General features: G+C 36.8%; 7 protein-coding genes. All 7 read right to left on the bottom strand.

Annotated elements, in window-relative coordinates; genetic code table 11:
* Positions 1 to 60: 60 nt before the first annotated feature.
* From AAG068_RS11595 to dhbA, 7 genes are read right to left on the bottom strand one after another with little or no spacing between them, the layout of a single operon-like run.
* The gene (locus AAG068_RS11595) at positions 61 to 1503 is read right to left on the bottom strand and encodes an MDR family MFS transporter (RefSeq protein WP_342719367.1); all 1443 of its coding nucleotides are present in this window, start codon (positions 1501 to 1503) and stop codon (positions 61 to 63) included.
* A complete protein-coding gene (locus AAG068_RS11590; RefSeq protein ID WP_342719366.1) occupies positions 1503 to 1727 on the bottom strand; it encodes an MbtH family protein in 225 nt (74 codons plus the stop codon). The genes AAG068_RS11595 and AAG068_RS11590 overlap by 1 nt, the downstream gene beginning before the upstream one ends.
* Complete coding sequence (locus AAG068_RS11585; RefSeq protein ID WP_342719365.1) at positions 1724 to 8881, bottom strand: amino acid adenylation domain-containing protein; 7158 nt, start codon at positions 8879 to 8881, stop codon at positions 1724 to 1726. Before AAG068_RS11585 ends, AAG068_RS11590 begins: the two co-directional genes overlap by 4 nt.
* Positions 8882 to 8912: 31 nt before the next feature.
* On the bottom strand, positions 8913 to 9806 hold the full coding sequence (locus AAG068_RS11580) for an isochorismatase family protein (RefSeq protein ID WP_342719364.1): 894 nt from the start codon (positions 9804 to 9806) through the stop codon (positions 8913 to 8915).
* Positions 9807 to 9835: 29 nt separating this feature from the next.
* Positions 9836 to 11452, bottom strand: a complete 1617-nt coding sequence (locus tag AAG068_RS11575; RefSeq protein WP_342719363.1) for a (2,3-dihydroxybenzoyl)adenylate synthase — start codon at positions 11450 to 11452, stop codon at positions 9836 to 9838.
* Between the two features lie 12 nt (positions 11453 to 11464).
* Complete coding sequence (gene dhbC, locus AAG068_RS11570) at positions 11465 to 12664, bottom strand: isochorismate synthase DhbC (RefSeq protein ID WP_342719362.1); 1200 nt, start codon at positions 12662 to 12664, stop codon at positions 11465 to 11467.
* Between the two features lie 26 nt (positions 12665 to 12690).
* Positions 12691 to 13461 carry a 2,3-dihydro-2,3-dihydroxybenzoate dehydrogenase gene (dhbA, locus tag AAG068_RS11565; protein WP_342719361.1) on the bottom strand — a complete coding sequence of 257 codons (771 nt, stop codon included), beginning with the start codon at positions 13459 to 13461 and terminating at the stop codon, positions 12691 to 12693.
* Positions 13462 to 13991 lie beyond the last annotated feature (530 nt).

Below are 13991 nucleotides of genomic sequence, written 5' to 3'. Positions count from 1 at the left end.
AACTCTCTCCTTCTTCGTACGAATATCACTTTATTTCAAAAAATATTATCATGCTATAACTTATTCGTTTACAACTTCTTTCTCTTTTTGTAATACAGGTAACGGCTTTTTCTTCTTCTTTGACATTACTTCTTTATCAGATATACGTAAAGAAAATAGTAATGCTACGAGTAAAAATATTGCAGATCCAATTAATGCCGCTTGATAAGGCAAGAAGTCTGAATGAACATTATTTTGTATACTATTATTTCCAAAACCGGCTAGTATGCTAGCTAAAACAGCGACCCCTATTGCAGATCCTAATCGATTTTGCACATTAAATATAGTCGTTGCTCTCCCCATAGAAGGTGGCGCTATATTGTTAAATGCAGAAAATTGAACTGCCCCAACAGACTGGCCTAAGAAAATACCTATGCCAAACAATAATGCCCGTATTTGCCATGGGTTCGTATCGTGATTTACAAAACTTAATAAAACAAAGATAATCGCTGTACAAATTAACCCAATAGAAATTATTTTACGAGCTCCTAATTTCTTATATGACCATGGTACAATCTGTGAAGAAATCATTAACCCAATCGCCTCTGGGAATGTCGTAAGACCTGATTCCAATGCGGAAACTCCTATTACATTTTGATACATAAGTGGAAAAACAAATAACATTCCTAATAAACCCGCGGATGAAAACAATGAAATAAGACTCATCTTTCTAAAAACAGGTTCTTTTAATAAGCGTAAATCTAACATCGGTTGCTTTACTCTAAGTTCAACAATGATAAACAATGTAATGAATACAACCCCGGCTATTCCAGTACTTATAATTTCTGGGGAAACCCATCCTTTTGATGGTCCTTGACTGAGCGCATAGATTAGCATCGAAAATCCTGGTGCTGAAAGAATAAAACCAAGAGAATCAAAGCGACCAGCTGATTTTTCAATATGCTCTTTTAAAAATAGTAGACCGAATAGTAACGCTACGGTTCCAAACGGTAAATTAATATAAAATGCCCAGCGCCAAGACATTTGATCTACAAAAAAACCGCCAATAATTGGTCCTACTGCCGGTGCTACAGCAATTGGCAACACAATAAACCGTGAAATTTTTGGCCTTTCCTCTGGTGAAAATGTTCGGAATAACATCGCCATCCCAACTGGTGTTAAAAGCCCCCCTCCAGCACCTTGCATGATGCGAAAAAGATTCAATGAAGTAATATCATTCGCTATTCCACATAATGCAGACGCAGTTGTAAATACGAAAAGAGCGGTTAGAAATACTCTTTTCGTACCGAAGCGATCTCCTAACCAACCAGAAATCGGAAGGAAAACGGCTAAGCTAACTAAATACCCAACATTAACAGTCCCCATTGCAGATGGAGGTACTTGTAATTCTTTACTTATTGTTTGGAGTGCTACATTCACAATTGTTGCATCCATAGCAGCCATAAACATCGCTGTTATATATACGATGCTTACAACTACTTTTGGATTTATTTTTGCCTTCATTATCGTTTTCCTACTAATATTTTTTCGCCCACTTGATTACTTTTTGGATTCAAATCTTCCCAGTTACTTTCAACATATTGTAAACACTCATTCCTACTAGCCTCTTCATGTACGACATTCCAACCAATAGGTACATCAAGAAAGACAGGCCAGAGAGAATACTGGCCCTCCTCATTTTTTAATACTTTATATGTGTAATTATCATTTTCAAATGGATTCGTCATACTGTACTTACCCCTTTCTTATCCTGCAAATATTTCGCTAATACTTGTCCAATTTCTGTAAGTGGTCCTGGTTGACATAAATCTTTATGTCTACAATCAATATCGTGTTGTACAATTTGTCCATCTAAATAATTTAGCCACGTATTTGGAGAAATAGGAGTAAACCAGTCTGGTATAACAGTAGATCTAAAGAATAAAATATCTCCGTTATAAACTTTTGGTACATATTTCCCTAACAATCCTACCGAATTTACATATGTTTCTTTCAAGTTCAAAATCGTCTCTTCTTCAAGACTTGCTAATGCACTTCCATCTTTACGAAGTATTTCTACTGCACTTTCCATCGTAAGTGGTTTACCATCCATGTTATCTGGATCGTATCCTCCTAAAGCAAGTAATGCGATTAACGCTTCTTCTTCAGTAGGTGCTGCCGTATTCGGTAAGAAGTGACCAGGATAAGAATCTAGCATAACGAGTAATTCTACTTCTTCCCCTTCATTTTGCAGTTGCGCCGCCATTGCATGCACAACATTTCCGCCGAGCGACCAACCGAGTAAACGATATGGTCCGTGAGGCTGTACTTCACGAACGTGTTTTAAATAATCCGCCGCCATTTCTTCTAAACTTTTTGGAAGTTCTTCATTTTTAGCAATACCACGTGCTTGGACACCGTAGATTGGATAATCTGTCCCTAAAGATTTCATAAGTCCTGCATAGCACCAACTTAATCCACCTGCTGGATGTACACAAAATAGTGGTAATTGGTCTCCGCTTGCTCGTAATGGAAGCAACACATCGAGTGCACTTTGTCCATTTCCCACTTCAAGTCGTTCAGCAAGACCTGCAACAGTAGGTGCTGCAAATAAAGTTCCGATATTTAATTCGACCCCAAGTGCTTCTTTAATACGGCTCATAAGCTGCACTGCAAGAAGTGAATGCCCACCTAGATCAAAGAATCCGTCATCAATTCCAATTTGCGGCACACTTAAAACTTCTGTAAACAAGTCACATAACATTTCTTCTTGCGGTGTTCTTGGTCCACGACTAGAAGATGATGCGATAAATTCTGGAGCCGGCAATGCCTTTCTATCTAATTTACCGTTTGGAGTTAAAGGCAACTCATTTACTACTACAAAAGCGTATGGAACCATGTAATCTGGTAAACTACCTCCAGCATACTTACGCATTTCATTCGTATCAATCATTTCATTATTTGATGCGACGATATAAGAAACTAATCGTTTATCCCCTGGTTGATCTTCCCGTACAATAACGGCTACTTGCTCAACTTTAGGGTGTTTCATTATTACTGCTTCTATTTCCCCTAATTCAATTCGGAATCCGCGAATTTTTATTTGATGATCTGCGCGTCCTATATAATCTAGCGTCCCATCTTGACGCCAACGTGCTAAGTCTCCAGTACGATACATTCTTGTACCTGGCTTGCCAAATGGATCTGCAATAAAACGTTCTGCAGTTAAGCCTGCTCTTCCTAAATATCCACGAGCAAGCCCTGCACCTACAACATACATTTCTCCAACTACTCCTGGTGGCACCGGTTGTAAATAGTTGTCTAACACATACACTTTAAGATCAGGTATACTACACCCAATTAAACTGTTTGCTCGTAAAGAGACGATTGTTTCATCTAACTCAATATAACTAACATGTACAGTCGTCTCCGTAATTCCGTACATATTAATAAGTTTTGGTGCGTTATGAGAATGTCGACTATACCAATCTTCTAATCGACTTAGCTCAAGTGCTTCTCCTCCAAAAACAATATATCGTAAAGATAATTCTTGACCAATTTCTTCATTTTCACGATCTGCTTGCATGAATTGATAGAACGCTGATGGAGTTTGGTTTAAAACAGTTACCTTTTCTTTAACAAGAAGTTGTAAAAATTCTTTCGGCGAGCGACTCACACTATGTGGCACTACGACTAGACGTCCTCCATATAATAAAGGCCCCCAAATTTCCCAAACCGAGAAATCAAAAGCGTATGAATGGAACATCGTCCACACATCGTCTGCGTCAAATTGGAACCAATGATCAGTTGCTCCTAAAAGTCTTACTACGTTTTGATGAGGTATCATAACGCCTTTCGGTCTACCTGTTGAACCTGATGTATAAATAACGTAAGCAATATGTGATGGAGTTAATGGCTTCACGCGCTCCGTTTCATCAATATTGTCTTCACTATATTTCTCAATTTCTTCTCTTACTTTTACATCATCAACTAAAATTTTCAGTTCCTCATCACATTCAACTTCCACATCTGAATTTGTTAAAACACATGATGGTTTCGCATCGTGGAGCATAAATGAAATACGATCAGACGGGTAATCTGGATCCAAAGGAAGATAACCTGCTCCTGCTTTCAGAACCGCAAGTAAACTCACAACCATATTTAAAGATCTCGGCATTGCTAAAGCAACGAGTTGATCGGGACCAATTCCTTTTGCTATTAGCAAACGAGCTATTTTATTCGCTTTTTTATTTAACTCTTCATAAGTTAACTTTTCATCTTCAAAGACGACAGCAATAGAATTTGGATTTATATGAGCTTGCTTTTCAAATAATTGTGATAATGTCATTTCTGGTACAATTTGAAAACCACCATTCCACTTTTCTAACACTGTATTTTTCTCTGCTAACGTTAATATTTCTAATCTACCAATTGATTGATCAGGATTCTCCGCTGCATCATCTAATAATAGAATGTATCGTTCTATTAATTTTTGTACCGTTTCACGTTTATATAAATCAGTACTAAACTCTAACAATCCGTGTAAGCCGTTCGGAGTACCATCAACTACGTTACTCTCGCAAATTTCAAATGTTAAATCAAATTTCGCAGAGCCAACGCTTTGAATTTCAAGGCTCGCTTCTATATCCGGAGCATCAAAGATTGCTTCTGGCGTATTTTGGAAAGCAAACATAACTTGAAACAGCGGATGACTATTTCGAGTACGTACTGGATTTAATACTTCAACAAGTCGTTCAAATGGTACATCTTGATTTTCATAAGCTGCAAGATTTGTTTGCTTCACTCTATTTAATAATTCTTTAAAACTTGGATCTCCTGATGTATTTGTACGTAACACTAATGTATTTACAAATAAACCGACTATGTCAGAGAGAGCATCATCGTTTCTTCCAGCAATCGGACTACCGATTGGTATATCGGTACCTGCACCTAATCTTGTAAATAGCGCACTTAGTCCTGCTTGCAATACCATAAACAAACTAACTCCATTTTTCCGTGCAAGCTCTACTAACCTACTATGCATACCTGCATCTATATGAAAACGAATTGTTTCTCCACGGTAACTCGTTTCAACTGGACGCTGGTAATCTGTAGGTAACTCCATTTTGTCCGGTAAACCTTCTAGCTCCTTCTTCCAAAAATCTAATTGTGTTGAAATGAGACTTTCTGGTGTAGTTTCATCACCAAGTAATTGCTGTTGCCAAAGTGCATAATCTGCGTATTGAACTGGAAGTGTTTCCAGCTGTACGCTGTCACCTTGACATCGTGCTTTATATGCCGTTGTAAAGTCTCTCGTTAACGGTTGTAATGACCAGCCATCCCCTACAATATGGTGCAATAGAATTAACAATACATGTTCGTTTTCATTCACTGTAAATAGTTGCAAACGAACTGCTGGCTCAACATCAAGGTTAAAGCTATATCTTACCGCCTCTGCAAGCACACTTTCTAATTTCTCTTTACATATTTTTGTTTTAATCATTTCTAGATTTAAATCTTCCATATCTAAAATTTCCTGATAGGAACTACCTAATACGTTAGGGAAAATTGTTCTCAGTGTTTCATGTTTCTCGACTACATCATAAAAGGCACCTTGTAATGCTTCCTCATTCAACTTTCCAGACAAACGAATGACTAACGGAATATTATAAGTAGGGCTTGGACCTTCTAAACAATGTAAGAACCATAACCTACGCTGTGCAAATGAAAGCGGAACTTCACTTGGTCTACTTACTTTCTTAATAGCTGATCTAGCATTTTTGGCTTGATCCAATTGCTTCGCTAGTTCAGCAACAGTTGGCGATTCAAATAGTTTTCCAATTCCTACTTCAACACTTAACGTTTCACGAATTCTTGCCATTAAACGCGATGCAAGAAGCGAATGGCCACCCATTTCAAAGAAATTATCGTCTATGCTAATACGAGAAACACCAAGTACTTCTGCAAATAAATCACATAATATTTCTTCTTTCGGATTTCTAGCAACTCTCTCATTGTTCATGCCATTAAAATCAGGAGCAGGTAATTTCTTTCTATCAATCTTTCCATTTGGTGTTAATGGTAATTCTTCTAGCAACACAAGTGCTGATGGTACCATATAATTCGCTAAACTTTCTGAAACATAAGAACGAATTTCTGAAAGATGAATCGTTTCCTTCTCTTCGGCAACGATATACGCGATGATTCGTTTATCATTTGGGCGGTCTTCTCGTACCATTACTACTGCTTGCTTAATATTTTCATGTCGTTGTAATACCATTTCAATTTCAGCTAATTCAATTCGGAAACCACGAATTTTAATTTGATGATCTGCACGGCTCATATATTCTAGCACACCATCATTGCGCCATTTTACAAGATCACCAGTACGGTACATGCGCTCTCCTCGTTCTCCATAAGGATTTGCAACAAACCGTTCAGCCGTTAACTCTGGTTTTCCTAAATATCCGCTTGCAAGTCCTTCCCCCGCAATATATAATTCACCAATTACTCCAGGTGGAACTGGTTGTAATCCTTCATCTAGTACATACACGTCTGTACTCCAAATTGGCTTTCCGATAGGAGGTATACCACTTTCCCTTTCATCGATGTTCATAACAGTAGACCAAATAGTCGTTTCAGTTGGTCCATACAAGTTTGTAATAGAGCAACCTAATTCTTTTAATGTATTTGCTAAATGAGCTGAAAGTGCTTCACCACCAACGAGCGCTTTAAGCCCTTGTAGTCTCTCTGGATATTCCGTTACTAACGCCTGCCAAAGCGTCGGTGTAGCTTGCATAATTGTCGCTCTTTCTTCTTGTAACAATGCAGTTAACGAAGAAGGTTCTTGAATTACTTCTTTTTGTGCGATTGTTAAACTTGCACCACTAATAAGAGGTAAATAAATTTCTAGTGCAGAAATATCAAATGCAAACGTTGTAACTGCTAATAAATGATCGTTTTCATGTAATGAAAACATATCGTCCATAGCCAATAAAAAGTTACTTAAAGCTCTCATAGGAACAATTACACCTTTTGGATTTCCCGTTGATCCTGAAGTATAAATTGTATAAGCTGGGTTTAAAAGTGATTCATCATTTCCAAATGGTAGATTCATATGAGAATATGCTTTTAACGCTAGTTCTGTTTCTTCGCAATCTAATTCGATCTTTTTCATATCATTTTCTATAACTAAAGCTGATGAAACAGATGAATGTGTGATGATACAAACTGGTTTTGCATCATTTACTATATAATTGATTCGCTCGGCTGGGTATTCCGGATCTATTGGTAAATATGCTGCACCAGCCTTTAAAACTGCTAGCATACTAACTACCATTTCCATTGATCTTGGAAATACTAAAGCTACAAACTGATTTGGCCCTATTCCTTGCTCTACTAAATAGTGCGCCAGTTTATTTGCTCGTTCATTTAGCTCATTATACGTAAGGTCTACACCGTTACAAATAACCGCTATTTTATTTGGGTGTTTTTGTACTTGTTTTTCAAATAATATAGGTAGAGAGATTAACTTATCAGCTTCCTTAGTTGCATTCCATTCCAATAAAACTTTATGATTTTCTTCAGGAAGAGTAATGTTTATGCTTCCAATCGACGCGTCTTTTTGATATGAACTTATCATTAATTCTAATACATTCATAAATCTTTCTTTATGCAATGCTAGTTCCGCACCATTATATACTTCCGGGTTCGCATCAAAATGAATCATTAGCTTATTTTCATCGAAACGTTTATAAACATTTATCGATAAATCATCGACAGGTCCTGCTGATAAATTATGTGTAATACCACAATTCCCAGCAAAGTTAAGCCCATAATCAAAAGGCATCACATTCACTAACGGCCCGAATAACCTTTGATTTTCACCTAGTAACTTTAAGTCTCTTCTTAATTCCTCATGACGATATTTATGATGACGACGTACGTCTCGGATTTCTTTAGAAACGTGCTGTAATAATTCTGCAAAAGTTATATTTGGAGTTACAGTGAGACGAAGTGGTACTAAATTCATTACCATGCTCGGTGTATAAATAGATGCTGAACCGAGACGCCCCATCATCGGTAAACCTAAAACAATATCATTTGCACCAGTTAATTTATGCATATATATACTTGTTACAGCGACAATAAATTCTGGCCAACTTGTTAAAGAAACATTAATATCTTCTAGTAAAGTTTTCGTGCTAGAACTGGATAAATAAGCTGTTTCTCGCAAAAATCCATTGGATGTTCTCGGCGCTCTTTCTGCTAAACTTACAACTTCTGGTTCATCTGCAAACTTCTCTAACCAAAAGATACGATCTTCCTGGAATTGTTTAGATTCACGATACTCCATGTCTTCTTGTACAATTTTCGCAAGAGAACCAAATGGCTTCTCTTTCTTATTTGTTTCTTCTATAAGTGTTGTATACTTTTTCGCTACCTTTTGGCTTAGAAGTGAAAATCCATAGCCATCCATCACAATGTGATGGATGCGCTGATACCAAAAGAAACGGTTATTTTCAACTTGAATAAGTGCTTCAGTAAATAATGTATCTGTTTTCAAATCGATTGGCATAGATAAATCATTTTTCATCCATACTTTAGCAGCTTCTTCAGGATTTTCTTCTTTACGAACGTCAATAAAATGCATCTGAAACTGTAATTCTTCAATAACTTGCCATGGACCAATTTCATCCTCTTCGAAACGAACATGTAGCGCTTCTGCTTCCATTACAACTTTACGTACTGCTAATTCAAAAATATCTTGATTCATATTTCCATGTATTTCTACATATTCCCCAGTATTATAAATCGGATTAAGCGGATCTAATTGTTGTGCAAACCACATACCAGTCTGCGCAGATGATAACGAATGACGAACCTTTTGACTATTAGGCATTCTTTACTACCCCTTTTTTATGTAGTCTATATTAAAGTACATGTTCTGTTTGCGGAGATAGTAAGTGGTACCAATCAACAACCGTTGGGTTCTCTGCTAAATCCGCAAAAGTGATTTCTTTTCCTTCGCGACGCCATTTCTCTACTAAACTCATAATTCTGACCGAATCAAGTCCTCTATTTAATAAGTCTTCATCCGTCTCAATACTTTCTACTGGTTCACGAAGTAATTGTGCAACTAGTTCATGTACTTCCTGTAAAGTGATTCCTTCACTCTCATCACCTTTTGCACTTTGTAAATCTTTTAACAGTAAGTTGGTTGATGTCGTTACTGCACATCTATTAGATGCATACGCTAACGCTTGTTTATGATGCTCTAGTGAAAAATCAGCAACAGCATCTGCTACAAAGAACGGCTCTATACCTTCCATAAACGCTTCACAAGCTGTTAATAGGCAGCCAATATGCGCATAAATACCGCAAATAATAAGTTGATCTTTTCCCTGTTCATTTAAAATTTCTAATAGATTTGTCTTTTTAAATGCACTATATCTCCATTTTGTTAAGAATATATCATCCTCATTAGGAGAAAGTTCATCGACAATCTTCTTTTTATCTGGTCCAGCAGGAATACCGTCACCCCAGAAGTCTTGTAATAATCCTCGTTGTTCTAGTGTTTGTCCACCTGGTTGTGCTGTATAAACAACTGGTATACCAAGTTCCTTACATTTTTCTCTTATTACCTTAATATTTGAAATGAGTTCTACTTTTGGCGATTCTTTATCGCTATATGCATCAAGAAAATATTCTTGCATGTCATGGATTAAAAGAACCGCACGTGTTGGATCTGGCGTCCAGTTCACTTTATTTTTTGGTAGTTCGGATTCAACTGGCATTTTGTATACTGAAATAGATGGGATAGCCATCTAATCACTTCCTTCCAATTTTTATATTTTTATCGTTTTACCGTAATAAGTTTTTCAGCAATAACTTTACGTAACTCTTTTTTGCTTACCTTTCCAACACCTGTTTGCGGAAATGCTTCAATAAATTCAATTCGATCTGGAATCTTATAAGCTGCTATACCGCGTTCTCTTAAAAACATTTTTAATTCACTTACAGTCGGAGCTTGTCCGCGAGCTATTACAAATGCACAAGTACGTTCTCCTAAATAATCGTCCGGCATCGATACAATTGCTACATCATGTACTGCATCATGTGCTAATAAATGATTTTCCACTTCTTCCGCAGCAACTTTCTCACCACCACGGTTAATTTGATCTTTATCTCTTCCTTCTACTATGATGTAACCTTGTTCATTTACTTTTACAAGATCACCTGTGCGATAAAATCCATCCTTTGTAAATGATCGTGCATTATGCTCTTCTGCTTTATAATAACCACGAATTGTATATGGCCCTCGCGTTAATAAACTACCTACCTCACCAGGTTTTACATCGTGGTCATTCTCATCAACAACCCTTACTTCATCCAATGTAGACATCGGTCTACCTTGCGTATGAATAATAATTTCTTCAGGATCATTTAATCTTGTGTAATTTACTAAACCTTCTGCCATACCGAATACTTGCTGTAACGTACATCCAAATGTAGGGCGTATACGTTTTGCAACCTCAGCGCTAAATTTCGCACCACCTACTTGAATCACTTCTAGGCTCGATAAATCATTATTACGAGAAGATGCAGCATCAAGCCATATCATTGCTAATGGTGGAACGAGAGCAGTAATCGTAACTTTTTCTTTTTCAATAAGTGCAAATGCCTCATCTGGACTACCTCCAGTTGCCAGCACAACTTTTCCACCCGCATAGAAAGTTCCAAATGTTCCAGGAGAACTCATCGGGTAATTATGCGCTACTGGAAGAACTGCCATATAGACGCTCTCTGTATTCAAATTACAAATTTCAGCACTAACACGTAAACTATAAATATAATCATCATGTGTTCGAGGAATTAATTTAGAAAGTCCCGTTGTCCCTCCTGATAATTGGAGAAACGCAACATCACTTGGCTGAACGTCTGGTAATGGAACGGAATCTATATATAGATCATTTATGTTGAGAAACTCTTCTTCTTCTCCCACTACAATTACATGTTGTAAAGTTGGCACTTTCTCTTTCACTTCTCTTGCTAGTTTTCGATAATCAAAACCGAGAGCCTTATCTGATATAACGTAAGCACTCGCCTCACCAAACTCACAAAAATAACTAATTTCACTGCTTCGATGTGAAGGTAATGCAAAAACAGGAAGTGCCCCAATTCGAAATAGCGCAAAACATACTTCGAAAAACTCAATAACGTTAGGTAGCTGGATTACAACTCGATCCTCTTGCTTTATTCCTAAATTCAGTAAACCTGAAGCTAAGCGATCTACTTTTTTATCAAGCTCACTATACGTAATATGCGTATTACCACTTACAACTGCAATTTGATCGCCATATTTTTCAGCCCGCTCTCTTAACATCCCGCCAAATGTTTCACCAAGCCAACACCCTTCTCCTCGATAACGATCAGCAAATTCTTTTGGCCACTTTGTATAACCTGTTAACATTCTTTCTTCCCCCTATTTTTCATTCAGTGAATTATCACTTAACCCTAGAGCCTTCAGCATTGTTTGGAACTTAGCTGATGTTTCTGCTAACTCATCTTCTGGTTTTGATTCAGCAACAACTCCCGCTCCTGCAAATAATCGGAGTGTATTTTCTTGCACTTCAGCACAGCGAATTGTAACAATCCATTCACCGTCCCCATTTAAATCGCTCCACCCTAGCATGCCTGTAAAGAATTCACGGTCAAATGGCTCAATTTTTTGAATCGCCTCTCTTGCTTCTTCCATCGGCGTTCCACAAACTGCTGGCGTAGGGTGAAGAGCAATTGCTAATTCCAAAGAAGTAGTATTTGGATCCTTTAGTTCACCTTTCACTTCAGTAGATAAATGCCACATCGCTTCACTATGAATAACGGATGGCTTTTCCGGAACATGTAATGTATGACAGTACGGACGAAGCGCTGCAGCAACTGCTTCTACTACTACTGCATGTTCATGTAAATCTTTTGGAGAAGAAAGTAATTCCTCTGCTCTTCTTTTATCTTCTACTGGATTATCACTTCGTGGTCTTGAACCAGCTAACGGATTAGAAATAACTTGCATACCGTTACGTGAAACGAGTAACTCAGGGCTTGCTCCAATTAACGTCTTACTATTCTCCTTTTCATCTTTCGGTAAATTCACAGCAAATGTATAACCGTGCTTATTATGCTCTGCTAATTCTCGAAGAAGTTTTTGCTTATCAATCTTTTCAGAAGATTTAACATCTAACGATCTGGATAGAACGATTTTCTTTAAATCCCCGTCCTGTATTTTTTCAATTCCCTGCTTCACACCATTCATATACACTTCAGATTCTGGTACAGGTGTCATTTCAAATGTTAAGTTCTCATTTATTTCAAGCTTATTTGTTGTATCTAATTGTAAACGTTCAGATATTCTACTATATTCTGGTACGATAAGTTGAACTTCTTTTCTACGATCAAATGGCAAGGCACCGACAACGATAGGATTCGGATTTCCTGCTTGTTTTGCATTGCTTAATACTGCTTGCACAAGCTCTGGAAAACTTTCAATTTCACAATGCTTTACTGTCGTAAACTCTCCTTCTGTCAATATTGTTCGCGTTGGTGAAGCGAAAAAGAATGAAGATTCAGTCTTATAATCTTCTAGTAATTTTTCTGACAGTTCCTTTACAGCCGTAAATTCATTCATAGTATAGTAACCCCCTGAATTTTTTATTAAACTCCTAATGTAGCTCCGCCATCGACACATAAATTGTGCATTGTAATATGACTCGCTTTATCTGAAGCTAAAAACAATACCGCTTCAGCAATTTCTGAAGGATGTGCAATTTTTTGTAACGGTATACCGAGTCTATATGTACTTTGAGTACCTGCTATTATATTTTTTGCGCCATTCTCATCAGCCCATAGTAACCTTTGCATTTCAGTTTCAGTTGAACCTGGAGAAACTAAGTTACAACGAATGTTGTACGCTGCAAGTTCTAATCCTAAACACTTCATAAACATCGTCGTTGCAGCTTTTGATGCAGCATACGCAGCCATCTCCATTCTCGGAGTATTTGCTGCATTTGAACCAACTGTAACAATTGCCCCTGACTTTCTTTGCATCATATATTTACTTACTGCTCGGGACATATAGAAAACGCCTGTAGAATTTACAGAGAATGTTTTATTCCAATCTTCATCACTTAAAGAGTGAATCGCTCCCATACGTAAAATCCCTGCAACATTTACTAATATATCTATCGGTGCTATTTCATTTTCAATATCATTTACCATCTGTTCAACTGCGGTACTATCACTCACATCTAAGCAAAACGTTTTCATATGTATTTCATTTAAGAGTTCGTTTAATCCCTTTTCATTTTGATCAACCGCAATAACTGTAGCTCCTCTTTCTAAAAACATTTTGGCAACAACACTACCTATACCTTGGGCTGCACCTGTTACTAAAACCGTTTTCCCATCAAATTCCCCTAAGTTCATTTCCTCTATCCTTTCATTTGAAATTTAATCTAACCAAACAAATAATGATAATGATTATCATTATTGATGTAAAAAATAATACACTTACTAAACTAATTGGTCAAGTGTACTTTTCAACAAAACACTATTCATTGATAACGTTTTTCATTTAATATCGTTACACCGAAATGATAATCTTTCTCAATAAACTTGTCAACCTATTTTTATTTTTCAGATAAAATATTTTAGTACTTCCCCATACACTTTCATCTAAAAGCATTACTAATTATTTATATAAAAAATACGATTTATACTCCTCTTTTTAAAATTGATGAAGATTAACTGTAGATGCCTTCATGTATAAAGCCTTACTATAAATTCAAGTATATATTTTCTCAACATTTTTCTGAAAATATCGAGAAAATATATCTTGCAATTACCGATGTATGTCGTGTTTATAATTTAAGATTTAATAAGCAGTTCAAATATAATATATCATTTTTAATATTCCAATATAATCCAAATAGATATTTTACTCATTTTTTGTCTCA

It is taken from the genome of Bacillus paramycoides (genome assembly GCF_038971285.1).
Classification (GTDB): Bacteria; Bacillota; Bacilli; order Bacillales; family Bacillaceae_G; genus Bacillus_A.
Note: the sequence above shows the minus strand (reverse complement) of the source record. Positions and strands in the feature narration are given on the sequence as shown.